This window comes from Xanthobacter sp. YC-JY1 (genome assembly GCF_021730305.1).
Taxonomy (GTDB): Bacteria; Pseudomonadota; Alphaproteobacteria; order Rhizobiales; family Xanthobacteraceae; genus Xanthobacter; species Xanthobacter flavus.
The window spans coordinates 5,125,398-5,142,500 of the sequence record NZ_CP032674.1 but is presented as its reverse complement, the minus strand read 5'-3'; the positions used below and the strand labels follow the sequence as shown (position 1 = coordinate 5,142,500).

Annotated in this window: 20 protein-coding genes (1 of these 20 cut by a window edge); 6 read left to right on the top strand and 14 right to left on the bottom strand. The window is 68.3% G+C overall.

Annotated features, from left to right (window positions below; all coding sequences use genetic code 11):
* From D7006_RS24160 to D7006_RS24145, 4 genes are all read right to left on the bottom strand, one after another.
* Nucleotides 1-638, bottom strand: partial view of a type 1 glutamine amidotransferase gene (locus tag D7006_RS24160; RefSeq protein ID WP_237354846.1) — the 5' portion only. 232 nt of this gene lie to the left of the window's left edge; the window shows 638 of its 870 coding nt (coding positions 1-638); the start codon lies at nt 636-638; the stop codon falls past the left edge of the window.
* Nucleotides 639-720: 82 nt separating this feature from the next.
* Complete coding sequence (locus D7006_RS24155; RefSeq protein ID WP_237354845.1) at nt 721-1,617, bottom strand: DMT family transporter; 897 nt, start codon at nt 1,615-1,617, stop codon at nt 721-723.
* 8 nt (nt 1,618-1,625) lie between these two features.
* Nucleotides 1,626-2,378, bottom strand: a complete 753-nt coding sequence (locus tag D7006_RS24150; RefSeq protein ID WP_237354844.1) for an SDR family NAD(P)-dependent oxidoreductase — start codon at nt 2,376-2,378, stop codon at nt 1,626-1,628.
* Nucleotides 2,379-2,594: 216 nt separating this feature from the next.
* Nucleotides 2,595-3,086, bottom strand: coding sequence for a MarR family winged helix-turn-helix transcriptional regulator (locus tag D7006_RS24145; protein ID WP_169122171.1), 492 nt, complete (start codon nt 3,084-3,086; stop codon nt 2,595-2,597).
* A 190-nt stretch (nt 3,087-3,276) separates the two neighbouring features.
* Between D7006_RS24145 and D7006_RS24140 the strand changes: the two genes are divergently transcribed.
* A complete protein-coding gene (locus D7006_RS24140; protein ID WP_237354843.1) occupies nt 3,277-4,659 on the top strand; it encodes an FAD-dependent oxidoreductase in 1,383 nt (460 codons plus the stop codon).
* 213 nt (nt 4,660-4,872) lie between these two features.
* Here D7006_RS24140 and phoB read toward each other — a convergent pair whose 3' ends face one another.
* The 7 genes from phoB to D7006_RS24105 form a co-directional block, all read right to left on the bottom strand.
* Nucleotides 4,873-5,574 (bottom strand): phosphate regulon transcriptional regulator PhoB, encoded by a 702-nt coding sequence (gene phoB / locus D7006_RS24135; protein WP_024281354.1) that lies wholly within the window; start codon nt 5,572-5,574, stop codon nt 4,873-4,875.
* 54 nt (nt 5,575-5,628) lie between these two features.
* Entirely contained in the window at nt 5,629-6,363 is a 735-nt protein-coding gene (phoU, locus tag D7006_RS24130) for a phosphate signaling complex protein PhoU (protein WP_169122170.1), read from the bottom strand.
* Between the two features lie 20 nt (nt 6,364-6,383).
* Nucleotides 6,384-7,208 (bottom strand): phosphate ABC transporter ATP-binding protein PstB, encoded by an 825-nt coding sequence (pstB, locus tag D7006_RS24125; protein ID WP_169122169.1) that lies wholly within the window; start codon nt 7,206-7,208, stop codon nt 6,384-6,386.
* Nucleotides 7,209-7,295: 87 nt separating this feature from the next.
* Nucleotides 7,296-8,129 (bottom strand): phosphate ABC transporter permease PstA, encoded by an 834-nt coding sequence (gene pstA / locus D7006_RS24120; RefSeq protein ID WP_169122168.1) that lies wholly within the window; start codon nt 8,127-8,129, stop codon nt 7,296-7,298.
* Between the two features lie 18 nt (nt 8,130-8,147).
* Nucleotides 8,148-9,125 carry a phosphate ABC transporter permease subunit PstC gene (gene pstC, locus D7006_RS24115; protein ID WP_169122167.1) on the bottom strand — a complete coding sequence of 326 codons (978 nt, stop codon included), beginning with the start codon at nt 9,123-9,125 and terminating at the stop codon, nt 8,148-8,150.
* 101 nt (nt 9,126-9,226) lie between these two features.
* On the bottom strand, nt 9,227-10,267 hold the full coding sequence (pstS, locus tag D7006_RS24110) for a phosphate ABC transporter substrate-binding protein PstS (protein ID WP_237354842.1): 1,041 nt from the start codon (nt 10,265-10,267) through the stop codon (nt 9,227-9,229).
* A gap of 119 nt (nt 10,268-10,386) precedes the next feature.
* A complete protein-coding gene (locus tag D7006_RS24105) occupies nt 10,387-11,622 on the bottom strand; it encodes an ATP-binding protein (protein WP_237354841.1) in 1,236 nt (411 codons plus the stop codon).
* Nucleotides 11,623-12,480: 858 nt separating this feature from the next.
* On the opposite strand from D7006_RS24105, the gene D7006_RS24100 reads away from it, so the two are divergent.
* The gene (locus tag D7006_RS24100; protein ID WP_237354840.1) at nt 12,481-13,152 is read left to right on the top strand and encodes a hypothetical protein; all 672 of its coding nucleotides are present in this window, start codon (nt 12,481-12,483) and stop codon (nt 13,150-13,152) included.
* A gap of 22 nt (nt 13,153-13,174) precedes the next feature.
* On the opposite strand, the gene D7006_RS24095 is transcribed toward D7006_RS24100, so the two are convergent.
* Entirely contained in the window at nt 13,175-13,993 is an 819-nt protein-coding gene (locus D7006_RS24095; protein WP_237354839.1) for an exodeoxyribonuclease III, read from the bottom strand.
* Between the two features lie 304 nt (nt 13,994-14,297).
* Between D7006_RS24095 and D7006_RS25485 the strand changes: the two genes are divergently transcribed.
* Entirely contained in the window at nt 14,298-14,804 is a 507-nt protein-coding gene (locus tag D7006_RS25485; RefSeq protein ID WP_371744999.1) for a type II toxin-antitoxin system HicB family antitoxin, read from the top strand.
* A gap of 10 nt (nt 14,805-14,814) precedes the next feature.
* Here the strand turns inward: D7006_RS25485 and D7006_RS24085 are convergent, their stop codons facing one another.
* Nucleotides 14,815-15,144: a hypothetical protein gene (locus D7006_RS24085; RefSeq protein WP_237354838.1), complete on the bottom strand. Its 330-nt coding sequence runs from the start codon at nt 15,142-15,144 to the stop codon at nt 14,815-14,817.
* Between the two features lie 71 nt (nt 15,145-15,215).
* On the opposite strand from D7006_RS24085, the gene D7006_RS24080 reads away from it, so the two are divergent.
* From D7006_RS24080 to D7006_RS24070, 3 genes are all read left to right on the top strand, one after another.
* The gene (locus D7006_RS24080) at nt 15,216-15,659 is read left to right on the top strand and encodes a hypothetical protein (RefSeq protein ID WP_237354837.1); all 444 of its coding nucleotides are present in this window, start codon (nt 15,216-15,218) and stop codon (nt 15,657-15,659) included.
* A 178-nt stretch (nt 15,660-15,837) separates the two neighbouring features.
* The gene (locus tag D7006_RS24075; RefSeq protein ID WP_229645134.1) at nt 15,838-16,308 is read left to right on the top strand and encodes an SRPBCC domain-containing protein; all 471 of its coding nucleotides are present in this window, start codon (nt 15,838-15,840) and stop codon (nt 16,306-16,308) included.
* A 120-nt stretch (nt 16,309-16,428) separates the two neighbouring features.
* Complete coding sequence (locus D7006_RS24070) at nt 16,429-16,647, top strand: hypothetical protein (RefSeq protein ID WP_237354836.1); 219 nt, start codon at nt 16,429-16,431, stop codon at nt 16,645-16,647.
* A 12-nt stretch (nt 16,648-16,659) separates the two neighbouring features.
* On the opposite strand, the gene D7006_RS24065 is transcribed toward D7006_RS24070, so the two are convergent.
* Entirely contained in the window at nt 16,660-17,100 is a 441-nt protein-coding gene (locus D7006_RS24065) for a cupin domain-containing protein (protein ID WP_237354835.1), read from the bottom strand.
* Nucleotides 17,101-17,103: the final 3 nt, after the last annotated feature.

Here is a 17,103-nt window from a genome sequence, read left to right as displayed (position 1 = left end):
AAGATGGCGGCCATCTCGCGGAAGGGATATTCGGGGTGATACTGCACCCCCCAGCACGTCGTGCGCCCCACCGGAATCTCCGCTGCCTGCACGACGGAATGGTCGTTGCTGGCGAGCAGCCGCGCGCCTTCGGGCAGCGTCTCCACCTCGTCGAGATGGACGGTCATGGCTTCGAACACGGCCGGCTTGCCGTCGAAGATTGGGTGCTCCGCACCCTCGGCGGTCATGCGGATGCGGCGGCCAAAGCCCACCTCGCGCCCGCGCGGATTGCGCCGCACGGCACCGCCGGCCGCAACGGTGAGAAGCTGCAGGCCCCAGCAGCTGCCGAAGATCGGCACGTCGGTGGTGAAGGCCGTGCGCATCAGCTCGATCTGCTGCGTGATCTCCGGCCCGCCATGATAGATGTTCAGCGAGGAGCCGGTGATGGCGATGCCGTCATAGCCCTCGATGCCGCCGGCATCGGGGAGGTTCGCGCCGGCGTCGGCCGGATAGCAGATGTCCACCGTCACAGCGCCGGGGAAGAGCTCGCGCAGGAGCTGGGCATAGCCCTCGCTCGCCGCCTGTCCACCGAAAGCCACCTGCCGGGCGCGGGCCTCTGCGGTGTTTCCTTCGACGACGAGAAGACGGGCGGCGCTCATGATGATCCTGCGGACTGAGGAAGACTAGCGACCAGCATAAGCTGCAATCTGGCGAAACCGAGAAGGCTTTCGCCCTTTCTTCTCAATGGGGGCGCATCTGCGCGTCGCGCACCAGCAGATAGGCGCCGGACGCGATGACGATGGCGGCGCCCGCCAGCGTCCACAGGCTCGGCACCTGGCCGAACACCAGCCAGCCGAACGCGATCATGCTCAGAATCTGCGTGTAGATGTAAGGCGCGAGCGTCGCCGCCGGCGCGCGGGCATGGGCGAGGATGAGCACGAAATGGCCCGCGCCGGCCACTGCGCCGAGGCCCACCATGGCGCCGATCACTGCCGGGTCGCGGGGCGTCTCCCACACGAAGGGCAGGGGAATGCTCGCGACCACCGAGCCGACGAGCGCGGTGTAGAACAGGGTCGTCTTGCTGGCATCCGTGCGCGCCAGCATGCGGGTGGTGATGGAATAAAGGGCGTAGGTGGCCGCCGCCACCAGCGAGAGGATCGCGGCGGGATGGATGCCGCCGGCCCCCGGCCGCACCACCAGCAGGATGCCGGCAAATCCCACGATGATGGCGAGCCAGCGCTCCAGCCCCACCCGTTCCCCCAGCAGCGGCCCGGCGAACAGGGCGACGAAGAAGGGGATGGAGAACATGATGGAGACGGTCTGGTCCAGCTGCAGGAACTGGAGGGCCGTGAAATTGAGCGCCGTGGTGGCGAACAGCAGCGCCGAGCGGATGATCTGAAGCGCCGGCCGCTTGGTGCGCATCAGCCCCGGCACGGTCCAGGGATTGAACACCACCAGCGACAAAGCGAAGTGGATCACATACCGCGCCCACACCACGATCAGCACGTTGATATGGGCGCTCAGCCATTTGGCCGTAGTGTCGGTGACCGCGAAGCTCATCACCGCGAGGCACATGAGCGCGATGCCGACCAGCGGCGCCGGGGACGGCGTGACCTTGCTGTCTCCCGGCGCACGCATGGTGGTCCTCAGTAGGTGGCGCGGCCGCCGGACAGGTCGAACACCGCGCCCGTGGTGAAGGAGCAGTCGGCCGAGGCGGCAAACGCGATGGTCGCCGCCACTTCCTCCACCTGCACGAATCGCCCACGCGGAATCTTGGAGAGCATATAGTCGATGTGCTGCTGGCTCATCTGGTCGAAGATGGCGGTGCGCGCGGCGGCGGGCGTCACGCAGTTCACTGCGATGTCATGCTCGGCCAGCTCCTTGCCCAGCGATTTGGTGAGGGCAATCACCCCCGCCTTCGAGGCCGAATAGGCGGAGGCGTTGGGGTTGCCCTCCTTGCCGGCAATGGAGGCGACATTGACGATGCGCCCGTATTTCTGCGCGATCATGTGCGGCGCCACCGCGCGGCAGCAGAAGAAGGGGCCGTCGAGATTGATGGCCATCACCTTCTTCCATTCCTCTTCCGGATAGTCCCAGGTCTTGTGGTTCGCCCCGGCGACACCGGCATTGTTGACGAGAATGTCGATGCGGCCGAATTCGGCATGCACCTCGGCCACCGCGCGCTCCACGTCGGCCAGGCGGCTGACGTCCACGGTCACGGGCATCACGCGGGCGCGGCCCAGCTCGTCGGCGGTCTTCACCACGAGGTCGGTGTCGCGATCGAAGATGGCGACACGGGCGCCGGAGGCGAGAAAGCGCTCGACCACGGCGCGGCCGATGCCCTGCGCGCCGCCGGTAACGATGGCGAAGCGGTCTTTGAGATCGATGGCGTTGGACATGTTTCCCCCGGTGCGTCGCCGATCCGGCCGGCGATCCTTAGGTTCTGCCGTTGGCGCGGCGGTTGGGCGAGTCTGGCCTTAATCGATTGAAAATCGATCATCCAACGCATAGCGCGCGAGCGAGCTGGAGAAAAGGCCGGTGACGCATGGGGGCGGAGCGCTCCATGCGTTCGGTGCAAGGCGGGCCCGCGCGAGAGGGGAGCGCGCCGCAGCCGCTCAGGCGTCCTCGTCCTCGTCGCCGGGTTCGGCTTCGTCGTCGAGGCCGCCATCGGCGCCGAGGCGCAAGGCGAGGTTCTTCTCCACCTTGCGCAGGAGCTTGCGCAGCCGCTTCTTCTCCTTGCTGTCGAGGCCGAGCACCATCTCGGCCTCCAGCTGGTCCCACACATTGTCGATGGAAGCGCCGCGCTCGCGTCCTGCATCGGTGAGGAAGACCCGCACCAGCCGGCCGTCGCCGTCCGTGGCGCGGCGCTCCACGAGGCCTTGTGTGGTGAGGCGCGCGATGGTCTTGGAGGCAGTGGGCGGGCGCACCCGCAGTGCCGAGGCGAGATCGCCCATGGTGCGGCCGTCCGCCTCGCACAAAAGCTTGAGAACGGATTCCTGCCCCGGAAACAGCCCGAGCGCGGCGAGCAGGCGCGCCGACAGCGCCTTCTGCAGGCGCGCCGTGTGAGTGAGCCTGTAGCCGATGGTCTTCTGAACCGGATCCTTCATGGGTCTCCCCCGCCGTGTCCCGAACGCGAGCGAAGCCGCGCCGGCCGCGCGCCCCCTTTATCCACATGCCGGCTTACAATTTTGCGAAGGTTGAGGCCGAAAAGGCCGGAAAGTGCGTGGTGTCGCGCCTTTAACCGCAGGGCGGTCCGCCCTCTCGCCCCGTTGCACGCCCCATGGTAGCGTCCAGCCCGTGACCGGACCCGATCGCCCCCCCCATCCCGGCCGTGGCCTATCCCGCCGCGCGCTGCTCGCCCGTGGTGTCGCGCTGGCGGCCACGCCGCTCGTGGGCATGAGCCTTGCGACCTCGCGCGCGCTCGGCCAGCAGACCGATGCGGACGTCATCATCATCGGCGCGGGCGCGGCCGGCATCGCCGCCGCGCGGCGCATCGCCGAGGCCGGGCGTAGCTATGTGCTGCTGGAAGCCGCCAAGCAGGTGGGCGGCCGCACGGTGACGGACACCACCCAGTTCGGCGTGCCGTTCGACCTCGGCGCGGCGCGGCTCAACATGCCGGCGGCGCGCCCCATGGCCGCCTTCGGCCGGGCCGAGGGGCTCGACATCTATCGCGCGCCGGAAGGCGGCCGGCTCTATGTGGGCGGGCGCGAGGCGGGCGACACCGATTATGAGGATTTCATCGCCACGGTCCGCCGCGGCGAGCGGGCCATCGTTGCCGCGGGCGACGCCAACCGCGACATGGCCGCCTCCCGCGCCTTGCCGGACCTGGGACCCTGGGGGGCGAGCGCCCGCTTCGTCCTCGGCCCGTTCAACTGCGCCAAGGAGCTGGATCAGGTCTCCACCGTGGATGTCTCCCGCTTCGACGAGCGCGAGAGCGACGACATCTGCCGGCAGGGCGTGGGCACGCTGGTGGCGCAGCTCGCGCGTCCGCTGACGGTGCGCCTTGAGGTGGCGGCGCGCGCCATCGATCTCAGCCCGCGCCTCGTCTCGGTGCAGACCAACAAGGGCACGGTGACCGGGCGCACGGTGATCGTCGCCGTGCCGCCGAGCCTCATCGCAGCGGGCAAGCTGCGCATCGGGCCATCACTGCCGCAGCGCTACCGCACGGCGGTGGAGAAGATCACGCTGGGTGCCTTCGACCACATCGGCTTTCGCCTGCCGCGCAATCCCGGCAATCTCGGTGCCGACGAGCTGATCTATTTCCGCGCCGACGGCCCGCGCGCCTATGCGCTGCGCGCCCGCATCGGCGGCACTGATCTCTACAGCCTCGAAGTGGGGGGCGATGTGGCCGCCGGCCTCGCCGACAGCCCGCCTGAAGCCGCCGCGGCCTTCGTGAAGGCGGCGCTGACGCGCGAGTTCGGCGCCGATACCGCCGCCCGCGTCGGCAAGGTATTCGCCACCCGCTGGAGCAAGGAGCCCTGGGCGCTGGGCGCCTTCTCCTGTGCTTTGCCGGGCTTCGGCAACATGCGCCGCGCCTTCACCGAGACGGTGGGCGGTCGGCTCGTGTTTGCCGGCGAGCACACCCATGAGACGCTCTGGGGCACCGTGGGAGGCGCCTGGCTCTCCGGCGAGCGCGCCGCCAAGCAGGCGCTGGGGCTGTTGGGGGTGCGAACGGGGTGAGGGGGCCGGCGATCCGCCGTCTTCGCTCTCCTTTCCCGCCGTCATGCCCGGGCTTGTCCCGGGCATCCACGTGGTTCGGCTGGGAATGGATCTCGGGCAGCAGCGCTAGCGGCACGACGTGGATGGCCGGGACAAGCCCGGCCATGACGGTTCCTTTTGATGCTGAGGCGCATCGCCCAAAAAGCCCGCGCGGCGCCTGAGCGAAGGCAACACTCAGTGCGCGCGGGCGAACATCTCGTTGAAGGAATAGCCGGCGCCGCGCACGGTGCGAATGGGGTCGGACTGGCGGCCGCGGTTGATGGCCTTGCGCAGGCGGCCCACATGCACGTCCACGGTCCGCTCGTCGATATAGACGTCCTGGCCCCACACGCCGTCGAGCAGCTGCTCGCGGGAGAAGACCCGGCCGGGGCTCTGCATCAGGAATTCCAGCAGGCGGAACTCGGTGGGGCCGAGATGGATCTCGCGGCCGGCGCGATGGACGCGATGGGTCTCGCGGTCCAGTTCGATGTCGCCGGCGCGCAGGAGGGTGGCGACATGCTCGGGCTTGGCCCGGCGCAGCAAGGCGCGCACGCGGGCGAGCAGCTCGGGCACCGAGAACGGCTTCACCACATAATCGTCCGCGCCGGTGGCGAGGCCGCGCACCCGCTCGGTCTCCTCGCCGCGGGCGGTGAGCATGATGACGGGCAGGCGCTCGGTCTCCGGCCGGGTGCGCAGGCGCCGGCATAGCTCGATGCCGGAGAGCCCGGGCAGCATCCAGTCGAGGATGATGAGATCCGGCACGCTCTCGCGCAGGCGGGTCTCGGCCTCGTCGCCGCGACCCACGCTCTCGACCCCGTAACCCTCCGACTCCAGATTGTAGCGGAGCAGGAGGGTCAACGGCTCTTCGTCCTCGACGATCAGAATACGCGCCGGCACTTTGGTCTATCCGTCACTATCGGGGCTCTCCGCCCCGTCTTCAGGTCTGGTTGATCAGCTCTGAACGGTGGTGGTGCGGCCCGGGAAGGGCAGGGTGGTGTCGCTGGAGGCGTCCGCCTTCGGGCGGCTCTCCGGCAGGTTCTGGCCCGTCACCATGTAGTAGACGATCTCCGCGATATTGGTCGCGTGGTCGCCGATGCGCTCGATGTTCTTGGCGCAGAACAGGAGGTGCGTGCACACGGAGATGTTGCGCGGATCCTCCATCATGTAGGTGAGGAGTTCGCGGAACAGGGACGTGTACATGGTGTCGATGGCGCCGTCGCGGCCCCACACGTCCACCGCCTTGGCCTCGTTGCGGCCGGCATAGGCGTCGAGCACTTCCTTCAGCTGTTCGAGCACGAGGTCGGAGATGTGCTCCACCCCGCGCACCAGCTTCGCCGGATGATACTCGCCCTCGATGGCGATGACGCGCTTGCCCACGTTCTTGGCGAGGTCGCCGATGCGCTCGAGGTCGTTGGCGATGCGGATGGCGGCGACGATCTCGCGCAGGTCGATGGCCACCGGCTGGCGCTTGGCGATGACCAGGATGGCCCGGTCCTCGATCTCGCGCTGCACCTGGTCCACGGTCGCATCGAGCAGCACCACCTTCTGGGCGAGGGCGGTGTCGCGGCGGATGAGGGAAGTGACGCTGTCGGCGACGAGGCGCTCGGCCTGTCCGCCCATCTCGACGACCTTGCGGCCGATTTCCTTCAACTCCTGATCGAAGGAAGCGACGATATGATCCGGCATCTCAGATATCCTTCAATCCGTCAGCCGAAGCGGCCGGTGATGTAGTCGCGCGTCTTGATCTCCTTCGGATTGGTGAAGATCACGTCCGAGGGCGCCACCTCGATCAGCTCGCCCAGGTAGAAGAAGGCGGTCATGTCGGCGCAGCGCGCGGCCTGCTGCATGTTGTGGGTGACGATGACGATGGTGAAGTCCTGCTTCAGCTCGTCGATCAGGTCCTCGATCTTCGAGGTGGAGATGGGGTCGAGGGCCGAGGTGGGCTCGTCGAGCAGGATCACCTCGGGCTTCACCGCGATGGTGCGGGCGATGCACAGGCGCTGCTGCTGGCCGCCGGACATGCCGAGCGCCGAGGTGTGCAGGCGGTCCTTGGTCTCGTCCCAGATGGCGGCCTTGCGCAGGCACCATTCCACCCGCTCGTCCATCTGCGACTTGGAGAGCCGCTCGTGCAGCTTCACGCCGAAGGCGATGTTGTCATAGATCGACATGGGGAAGGGCGTGGGCTTCTGGAACACCATGCCGATGCGCGTGCGCACGATGGTGGGGTCCAGCTCCTTGCCGACGATGTTCACGCCGTCGAACATCACCGAGCCCTCGGCGCGCTGGCCGGGGTAGAGGTCGAACATGCGGTTGAACACGCGCAGCAGCGTGGACTTGCCGCAGCCCGACGGGCCGATCATGGCGGTCACGCGCTTCTCGGGAACCTCGAAGTTGATGTTCCGGAGCGCATGGTTGCTGCCGTAGTAGAACTGCAGGTTCTCCACCTTGATCTTGGCGGGAGCCTGCGGCGCGTCGGGCTTGGCCCCCACGGCGGACGCGAGATTGAAGGTGGGATCGACGGCTGAAGTCATCTTGTCCTCGCTTGGGCGTATGGCCGTGCTTCGGAGGAATTGCGGAAAGGGCGGAAGGCGGCGGGCCTCGGTGGCCCGCGCCGGAAATCAGTGGCCGCGGGCCAGGAACAGGCGGGACGCCACGTTGAGCACCAGCACGCCCACGGTGATGAGCAGCGCGCCGGCCCAGGCGAGGGAGACCCAGTCGTCGAACGGGCTGCCGGCGAACTGGTAGATGGCGATGGGCAGGCTTGCCATCGGCTTCGACAGGTCGGTCGACATGGCGTTGTTGCCGAGCGAGGTGAACAGCAGCGGCGCGGTCTCGCCGGCGGCGCGGGCGATGGCCAGCAGCACGCCGGTGACGATGCCGGCGCGGGCCGCGCGCCAGGTGATGAACATCACCACCTTCCACTGCGGGGCGCCCAGCGCGAAGGCGGCTTCACGCAGGCCGACGGGTACCAGGTTCAGCATGTCCTCGGTGGTGCGTACGATGACCGGGATGACCAGGATGGCGAGCGCCAGAGACCCGGCCCAGCCGGAGAAGCCGCCGAAGGGCACCACCAGCAAAGTGTAGATGAACAGGCCGACCAGGATGGACGGCGCCGAGAGCAGGATGTCGTTCACGAAGCGCGCGGCGGCACCGATCTTCGTGCCCCTGCCGTTCTCGGCGAGGAAGGTGCCGCAGAAGATGCCGATGGGGCCGCCGATGACCATGGCGATGCCGATCTGGATCAGCGAGCCGACGATGGCATTGAGCAGGCCACCGCCCTGTCCCGGCGGCTTGGTGACCTGGGTGAAGACGTTGGAGCCCAGCGCGGGGAGGCCGCGCGAGAGCAGGGTCCAGAGGATCCAGCCGAGGAGGAACAGGGCGAACACGGCAAAGCCGGTGGAGATCGCCTTGACGGCCCGGTCGGTGGCGCGGCGTGCAGCGAGGGAAGCCATGGTTCTTAAAGCTCCCGGTCAGTCGAGCCGCGAGCGCACGAGCGCCCGGGACAAAGCCAGCACGATGAAGGAGATCACGAACAGGATGAAGCCGAGCTGCAGCAGCGAGGTGAGCTTCAGCGATCCGATCGGGGCCTCGGGGAATTCGTTGGCGATGGTGGAGGCGATGGTCGCGCCCGGTGCGAACAGGGAGGCGGACATGCGCGTCGCGTTGCCGATGACGAAGGTCACGGCCATGGTCTCGCCCAGCGCGCGGCCGAGGCCGAGCATGATGGCGCCCACCATGGCGGTCTTGCCGTAGGGCACCGAGACGTTCTTGTAGACCTCGTAGGTGGTGGCGCCGATGCCGTAGGCCGATTCCTTCAGCATGGGCGGCACGCTCTCCAGCGTCTCCACGAACATGGCGGTGATGAAGGGCAGGATCATCACGGCAAGGATCAGGCCGGCGGTGAGCATGCCGGAGCCGAGCGGCGGGCCCGCGAACAGGGCGCCGATGACCGGCAGGTCGCCGAACAGGTCGATCAGCGGCGGCTGCACATAAGCGGCGATCAGCGGGACGATGACGAAGAAGCCCCACATGCCGTAGATGATGGAGGGCACGGCGGCGAGCAGCTGCACCGCGACGCCGATGGGCCGCTTGAGCGGCTGGGGCGCGATCTCGGTGAGGAAGAAGGCGATGCCGAAGGAGAGCGGCAGCGCCACGACCACCGCGATGATGGCCGAGAACAGCGTGCCGTAGATCATCACCAGCGCGCCGAAATTCTCGGTCACGGGGTTCCAGGCGGACGACCAGATGAAGTCGAGCCCGAAGTGCTGGAGCGCCGGCAGGCCGCCCTTAAACAGCTCGGCGATGATGAGGCCGAGCAGGATGAGGACGAAGATGCCGCTCGCCCACAGGAGGGTGACGAAGATCGGATCGGCGATCCGCCCCGTGCCCTTGGCCTTGCTGATGGGCTCTGCCGAGCCAGACCGCATGCCGTCCACCGTCGCGTCCATTGTATCCCCTGCCCCGGCTTGTCGATGCGTGTGCGCTACCGGACCTGTCGCCAGATGGAAAAGCGCCGCCCTCCTTCGAGAGCGGCGCGATCTTGTTCAGATCAGAGGACGGGCTTGCCGTCCGGACCCTTCACTTCCGACTTGAAGGCGGCCTTCACCTGCTCGACCACAGCCGCGGGCAGCGGGATGTAGTGCAGGCCCTCGGCGATGTCCGCGCCTTCCTTGGTGTAGGCCCACTCGAAGAACTTCATCACTTCGCGCGAAGCCTCGACGTTGCTCGGGTTCTTCGGCAGCAGGATGTAGGTGGGGGAGACGATCGGCCAGGCCTCGGGGGCCGGGGCGTCGATCATGGAAGCGGCGAAGTCCTTGGCGCCCTTCCAGTCGGCGGAGGCGGCGGCGGCCTGGAAGCCGGCGACCTCGGGGCTGACGAACTTGCCGGCCTTGTTCTGCAGCTGGGTCACGACCAGCTTGTTGGCGGCGGCGTAGATGAACTCGACGTAGCCGATGCCGCCCTTGGTGTTCTTTACGGTGCCGGTGACGCCCTCATTGCCCTTGGCGCCGGCGCCGGTCGGCCACTGGACCGAGGTGGCCGAGCCGACCTTGGACTTCCAGTCCGGGCTCACGGCCGACAGGTAGGCGGTGAAGATGGAGGTCGTGCCCGAGGAGTCCGAACGATAGACGGGGACGATGGCGTTGGCGGGCAGGGTCACGCCGGGGTTGAGGTCGGCGATGGCCTTGTCGTTCCACTTGGTGATCTTGCCGAGATAGATGTCGGCGAGCACCGGGCCGGTGAGCTTGAGCTGGTTGGTGGTGATGCCGTCGAGGTTGACGGTGGCGACCACCGAGCCGATCACGGTCGGGAACTGCAGCAGGTTGTTGGCCGCGAGCTTCTCGCCCGGGACCGTCGCGTCGGACGCGCCGAAGTCCACGGTGCGGTTGATGATCTGGTTCTGGCCGCCGCCGGAGCCGATCGACTGGTAGTTCAGGGTCGAGCCGGTCTTCTCTTTGAACTTCGCGCCCCAGGACTGGTAGACGGGGGCCGGGAAGGACGCGCCAGCGCCGGTGAAATCGACAGCCTGGGCGCTGCCGGCAAACAGCGAGCCAGCTACGGCGATCACGCCGAGAGCGGTGGTGAGCTTCACGATATCTCTCCTTGCCAAATCGGTTGCCGCTCCGGCAGGAGCCGGGGCAACTGGGCTCAGGACTCTTAGCCCCGGCGCGCCAAGGTTCTATGACGCATCCGTGACGTGGACATGACAGCCTACGCTCTTGCGTTTTCTAGCGTTTTTTCTGAGCTCGGCAAAGCTTCCAAGCGCACGGAGAAGATTGCGCCCTGTCCCAGCTCGCTTTCCACCCCCAGCCGGCCGCGGTGACGGGCCACGATGTGCTTGACGATGGCGAGCCCGAGCCCCGTACCGCCCTGGTCGCGGCTGGCCGCCACGTCCACCCGGTAGAAGCGCTCGGTGAGGCGCGGCAGGTGTTCCGGCGAGATGCCGGGGCCGAAGTCGCGCACGCTCACCACGGCCGTACCGTTCTCGCGGGCGAGGCGCACTTCCACCTTCTTGCCCGGCGCGCCGTATTTGAGTGCGTTCTCCACCAGGTTCTCGAACAGGCGGATCAGCTCGTCGCGATCGCCGAGGACTTCCATGTCGCCGGACTCGCGCACCTGCTCCAGCTCCACGCCCCGGTCGCGGGCGAGGGGGGAGAGGGTGTCGCAGACGTGCGCGATGATGGCGCAAAGGTCCACCTTGGTCTGCGGCTGCACATGGGCGTTCAGCTCGATGCGCGACAGCGAGAGCAGGTCGTCGATGAGGCGCGACATGCGCCGCGCCTGCGCCGCCATGATGGCGAGGAAGCGCTCGCGCGCCGGCGTGTCGTTGCGGGCCGGGCCTTGAAGCGTCTCGATGAAGCCGGAGAGGGAGGCGAGCGGGGTGCGCAGCTCGTGGCTGGCATTGGCCACGAAGTCCGCCCGCATCTGCTCCACCCGGCGCTGCTGGGTGAGGTCGCGGAAGGTCAGCAGCACGGCGTCCGGCGCACGCTCGGGGGAGACGTGCAGCCGGAGCGGCACCACATGCGCCTCCAGCCAGCGGTCGAGGGGGATGCGTTCGGCGAACTCCACGCGCCGCGGCACACCGTCCGCCGCCGCCGCGCGCACCGCGTCCAGAACCTCCGGCACGCGCACGACGAAGGAGAGGGGATCGCCCACCCGCGTCGGGCCGAGGGCCAGGGCGACGCGCTGGTTGGCGGTGATGATGTTGCCGGCGGCGGAGAGCAGCAGCGCCGGCTCGGGCAGCGCCGCCACCACCGCGCAGGCCTGCGTATCCCGCGTCGGAGGCGGAGCTGTCGGCAAGGGCGTCACCACGGGCACCGGTACTGGCGGGACCGGACGTAGCGACAGCCAGAGCGGCACCAGAAGCACCGCCATCAGGACCGCCAGCAGCGGGTCGGTCGCGCCGGAGGCGGCACCGACGATGACCACTGCCGCGATGGCACCCACGAGGGCAAGGCTTCGCCGTCCGCTCCGGCCATTGGGCGCGGGAAGCAGCGCCGCGACCGGCGCAGGCGAGGAAGCGGGCGGAGCCGCAGGAGCGGGAGACGGGCGGACGGGCGTGGGCTCCGCAGGGGGGGCCGCGGACATGCTGGCGAATGCGGGGACAGGGTTCGGCAGCGGCGCAGCGGTGGGCGCGATCTCCGGCAGCGGGGCGGGCGTAAGAACTGTCGTCGGCGTCGCGGGCGCAACAGGGAGCGTCGCCATTGGCTCAGGGGCGAACACCTCGGGGGCGGGCGTTTCGGCCGGCCGCGCGCGCTTCTCCGGCGCACGCCGCTCCCGCGCGGGCTTGTCCGGCTCGCGTCCCTCGGCCTCGCGACCTTCCTGCGCTGGCCCTTCCGGCATCATTCTGGCGCGCCCTCCCTTTCGCGTCATCCTACACGGCCTCGCTGCTTCTTCCCGGCGCATTTCGCGACCGCCCGTCCGACCGCCCACCTGTGGCGAATCGCCCCGGCGCGGCGGCCCTTCGATCAGGCTGCGATGCTCGCGCCCCTCCAAGAAGGCATTACGACAACCGACCCTCCGGATATTTGATTGATCGGGGTTTTTTCCAGTTCCGTACGTCAGGCCTGCGCGGAAGGGTTGCGTCCGGGCCCCGGGGCGCGTCTGCTGCGTCATGCCGTTGCAGGAGATGCCCCCGGGGCGTTCCGTCAGGCGTTGGAAAGGCGTGTCGCTGCGGACATGCCCTTGCCCAATGGGCATGCCCATCTGCTATGACGGGAGGGGGCGGAGGAGTTGACTATGGGTCAGGGTCACCGGCGCCGGACGGGCGGATGCGGCCGCCGCCGTGCTGTCGCAGGTATTTCGGTGCCGGCGCTCTCTGTCGCGGCCGGAGTGCTGGGCCTTGGCCTGTCGTCGGTGTCGCCCGCCAGCGCCGATCCCGTGCCCCTGCCCACCACCGATTTTTCCCTGAAAGCCGACCTCAAGCGCGGTGGCACCATCGACATCGCCCACAGCCAGGGCCGGATGCGGGTGGAGATCCAGAAGCCCAATATTCCCGGCAGCATGGTGGGCATCATCGATTTGAAGGCGCGCAGCATGGTGGTGCGCACGCCCAACCTTCCGACCATGGCGGTGGAGATCGAGCTGCCGCCGGAATACGTGCTGGGCGCCCTCACCGGCACCGGCCTCAGGGTGGGCGAGGACAAGGTGGCGGGCGAGGCGTGCGACCTCTGGAAGATCGATCCGCAGATGAAGTCGGCGCTCGGTCCCACCACCGCTTGCATCACGCCGGATGGCATCGCCCTGCGCACAGCGGTGGAGATCAAGGGCACCAAGCAGACAGTGTTCGAGGCGACCACCCTCACCCGCGGGCCGCAGGATCAGGCGCAGTTCCAGCTGCCGCCCGGCATCCAGGTGGTGAAGGTGCCCAAGGGCAAGATCGGCTCCGCCCTCGGCATTCCCGGCCTCGGCGGCGGGCCGGCGGAGGCGCCCCCGGCGCCCGCACCTCAGGCCCCCGGAGCTGCCACAAAGCCCTGAGGGGCGGTCGGCCTAAGGACCCTCAGCCGAAGGTCATGGCCACCGGCACGTGGTCCGAAGGCTTTTCCCAGCCGCGGGCTTCCTTCAGCACGGTCATGGCGGTGGCGGAGGGCGCGAGGCTCTCGGACGCCCACACATGGTCGAGGCGTCGGCCGCGGTCGTTCGCCGTGTAGTCGGGCGAGCGGTAGCTCCACCAGGTGAAGAGCTTTTCCTGCGGCGGCACGAAGCGGCGCATCACGTCCACCCACGGGCCGGAGGCCTGCAACGCGCCGAGCCGCTCCACCTCGACGGGGGTGTGGCTGACCACGGTGAGGAGCTGCTTGTGGCTCCACACGTCGGTTTCGAGCGGGGCGATGTTGAGGTCGCCCACTACGATGGCGTGGTCGCCATTGCCGGCGTCGGGCTTCAGGGGTGGCCAGCTGGTGATCTCGTCGAGGAAGGCCAGCTTGTGGGCGAACTTGGGGTTCAGCTCCGGGTCCGGCACGTCGCCGCCCGCCGGCACGTAGAAATTATGGATGGTGAGCGGCTTGCCCAGCGCGTGCGCGCCATCGAGCGTCACCGCGATGTGTCGGGCATCGCCCTTGCCGCAGAACTCGCCCTTCTCGATGCGCGCGAACGGGCGCTTCGAGAATGTCGCCACCCCGTGCCAGCCCTTCTGCCCGTTGAGCGCGATGTGGGGAAAGCCCATGTCGCGGATGGCGTTCAGGGGAAACTTGTCATCCTGACACTTGGTCTCCTGCAGGCACAGGACATCCGGTCGCAATCGCTCCACGGCGGCGCGCACGATGTCGAGGCGGATGCGGACGGAATTGATGTTCCAGGTGCAGACTGTGAGGGACACGGGCAATGGCAGACTGAAAAAGGGCGGGAAGATCGACGCTTACACCTGCGCAGGCGGGCGAGGCAAGAAGAAGGGGGTGCACTGAGGGAGGCGCGCGCGTCTGCCCTTGCGCAACTTGAGTTTTGTGCGGGGTCGCGCCGACTGTGGCGTCGCTCCCTCCGGGAGTCTCGCATATCCCGGATCAGCGCTCCGGCCGCGCCCCTGCCCACCATTTCGGCTTGCCGCTTTTCCCGGCAGGCCTACACTGAAGCCTTTCCAGTTCGTGGTTTTTTCCACCCTTTCATTCTTTGATGGATTGAGCGTCATGCACAACAAGAGGCTCGAGGCCTTGCGTGCCAGCCCCGGCGACGAGCGGCGGCCGGCGGATCTGGAGATCATCGCCTCCCAATACGCCATCAAGTTCCGGAAGGTGACGGGGACCCACGTGGTGTTCACCCATCCCGCCGTGCCGAACTGCGTGGCCGTGCCCATGAAAAGCAAGATCCGCGCAGCCCATGTGAAGGCGTTCGTTGCCATGGTCGACCGCATGGACGAGGGCACCGCGCCGGTGCGCGTGCGTACCGTGGCGCCGGGCACGGCGGTGGATGTGGCTGCCTATCCCTCGGCGATCGCGCCGATCCCGGAGGCCGAGGGCGGCGGGTTCGTCGCCAGTTTCGCCGATGTGCCGGGCTGTCTCGGTGTCGGTGAGACACCCGAGGCCGCGGAGGCGGACGGGCGGCTCGCTCTGTTCGCCGCCATCGATGCCCTGAAGGCCGCCGACCGCGCGCCGCCCGAGCCGGGGGCGGTCGAGGGGGCCAAGGCGGAGGCGTGAGGATGCCGGCTCAGCCTCGCCCTCCGCGCTCCTCCAAGAAGGCGGACACCGTGTCGAGCAGGCGGATGGCGCCGGGCAGCTGGGCGTGGGCTTCCACCTGTTGCGGGTTCTCCGGCTCCAGGGTGCGCCACCACACGATGAAGCGCTGGATCAGCGCGCGGCCGGAGATGGCGTCGAACGGTACGCCGGGGAAGGCATCGAGGCCGAACGCCGCCTCCACCTGCCGGAGGCAGCCATGCACATAGACATGATCCTCGTTCTCCAGCTGATACGGCGCCTCCGGCGCGCGGCGCTCCATGCGCACTTCGCTCAGTTCGGGAATGTAGTCCGCCTTGGTCACGCCGCCTCCGCTCGCGTCGGGATTTATTGGTCCGGCGTAGCAGGATCGGTGCCAGCGGCGGGGGCTGAGGCATGAGCGGGGACGATCCCACCGCCGTCGCCGCCGTGCCGGCGCTCCCCATCGCGGGCGGCTTCCGCCTGCTGGTGATGCGCGAGCTGGCGCTGGACGACGGCCCGCCGGCCTATGCGGTGATCGGCCAGACGCTGGTGCGCGCCCCGCCGCGCAGCATCCGCCATGGCGTCGCCTTCGCCCTCGCCTTCGGCCCGGACATGATGGCGTGGCTCAATCAGGCTCTCGGCCGCCCCGCCTGGCGGGACGCTTCCGGCGAGACCCAGCGCAACCCGCGCTGGCCGGCCCTTGCCTGGCACCGCGCCCCGCGCACATGGCCGGGCGGGACGCTCACCACTGAATGGAGCGCCGACATCCTTTTCCCGGAGGAGGCCGACCGTGCCGGCTTCGCGCTGGCCTTCGCTGAGGCTCTGGCTGGTCGGGAGCCTGTGTCGGAAACCGCCTAAAGCACGCGTCCCTTCGTTTGGAGGGCAAACGGAGGGACGCGTGCTCCAGCTTCACGTTGGAGGCGATTCACCGATCAGATCGACCTCGATCTGATCGGATCGCGCTCAAGGTCCGCTTTTTGCTTGGCGAGCCAAAGGCCCGCGCCGGCATTTCATTGATTGATTTTGGAGGCCCCCCATGTCGGATGTTGTCGAAACCCGCTCCATTCTCTCCGAGGCCGAGTTCGATCAGCCGGTGGATGTCGTGTGGCGCGCCATCACCGATTCCGAATGGCTCGCCGTCTGGTTCTTTCCCAACGACATCCAGCCGCTGGAGGGGCACAAATTCACCATCTGGGGCCGGCCCATCGAGCGGTGGGACGGCGAATTCCAGTGCCAGGTGAAAAGCTGCATCCCCGAGAAGGAACTGTCGTTCAGCTGGAAGGGCGGGCACGAGGAGCTGAAGGGCTTCGGCCATTACATCGACACGGTGGTGACGTGGACGCTGACGCCCACGCCCTCCGGCGGCACCCATTTCCGCTTCTTCCATGACGGCTTCGGCACCGATTCCGCCAATGACGGCGTGTTCGACGTCATGTCCAAGGGCTCGCAGAGCGTGCTGCGCACCCTCACGCGGCGCCTGCCGGATCTCATCGCCCACGGGGCGTGAGCGGAAATTGACTCACGATCGCGCGGAGCGGTGGAACCGCTGCCATAAGGCCGCGTTTACTCTCCGGCTGATTTCTTGTGCCGCCGCCGGTGGCACCAGACCGACGAAACGGAGACGACCATGGGCCAGAGCCTTCCTCTGAATACCCCGACCTCTCTGCGGATCGTGATTGGCGACGCCGAGACCCGGGTGTCCAGTGTCGAGGACGTGGTCAAGTTCCTGCGCCAGCAGGAAGCCGGCGATCTTGCCGATTTCCTCATGGCGGATGGCAGCGGCACCAACCCGCCGAGCCTCGGCGATGTGTGCGCCCGCATGGAAGCCCTCTGCGCGATGGTGTGAGGGGCTGAAAGCCTAGCCCGGCTCCCAACCGGGCGGGGCGAGTTCAAACCCTGAAAAATCGAAGGCCGGCGCCACGGTGCAGCCGACCAGCGTCCAGGCGCCGAGGCTTTCCGCCGCCTGCCACGCGAAGGGCGGCACCACGCCCTGCGGCCGCTCGCCGGCGGCGAGATCCGGCCCCAGCATCACATCCCGCTTTCCCCCGGCGTCCGCGATGCGCAGCTTCAGCGGTGCGCCAGCGTGCCAGTGCCAGATCTCCGAGGCATCCACCTTGTGCCAGTGGGAGCGCTCTCCCGCGCGCAGCAGGAAATAGATGGCCGTGGACGCGCCGCGTCCGCCGTCCGCCGCCTTTTCGCGGAACGTCTCCCGGAAAAACCCGCCCTCGGGATGGGGCTGAAGCTCGAGCAACGCGATCACCGCCTCCGCGGTGAGCGCCTGAAGGCCGGTTTCGCCCATCCC

What these genes read in the sequence shown, in the direction of transcription:
- D7006_RS24145 (WP_169122171.1), bottom strand. Translation starts at nt 3,086, where the DNA reads ATGAAGGATCCGGTTCAGAAGACCATCGGCTACAGGCTCACTCACACG.
- D7006_RS24155 (WP_237354845.1), bottom strand. Translation starts at nt 1,617, where the DNA reads ATGCGTGCGCCGGGAGACAGCAAGGTCACGCCGTCCCCGGCGCCGCTG.
- pstA (WP_169122168.1), bottom strand. Translation starts at nt 8,129, where the DNA reads ATGGCTTCCCTCGCTGCACGCCGCGCCACCGACCGGGCCGTCAAGGCG.
- D7006_RS24075 (WP_229645134.1), top strand. Translation starts at nt 15,838, where the DNA reads ATGTCGGATGTTGTCGAAACCCGCTCCATTCTCTCCGAGGCCGAGTTC.
- D7006_RS24070 (WP_237354836.1), top strand. Translation starts at nt 16,429, where the DNA reads ATGGGCCAGAGCCTTCCTCTGAATACCCCGACCTCTCTGCGGATCGTG.
- D7006_RS24065 (WP_237354835.1), bottom strand. Translation starts at nt 17,100, where the DNA reads ATGGGCGAAACCGGCCTTCAGGCGCTCACCGCGGAGGCGGTGATCGCG.
- D7006_RS24080 (WP_237354837.1), top strand. Translation starts at nt 15,216, where the DNA reads ATGAGCGGGGACGATCCCACCGCCGTCGCCGCCGTGCCGGCGCTCCCC.
- phoU (WP_169122170.1), bottom strand. Translation starts at nt 6,363, where the DNA reads ATGCCGGATCATATCGTCGCTTCCTTCGATCAGGAGTTGAAGGAAATC.
- D7006_RS24150 (WP_237354844.1), bottom strand. Translation starts at nt 2,378, where the DNA reads ATGTCCAACGCCATCGATCTCAAAGACCGCTTCGCCATCGTTACCGGC.
- pstB (WP_169122169.1), bottom strand. Translation starts at nt 7,208, where the DNA reads ATGACTTCAGCCGTCGATCCCACCTTCAATCTCGCGTCCGCCGTGGGG.
- D7006_RS25485 (WP_371744999.1), top strand. Translation starts at nt 14,298, where the DNA reads ATGCACAACAAGAGGCTCGAGGCCTTGCGTGCCAGCCCCGGCGACGAG.
- pstC (WP_169122167.1), bottom strand. Translation starts at nt 9,125, where the DNA reads ATGGACGCGACGGTGGACGGCATGCGGTCTGGCTCGGCAGAGCCCATC.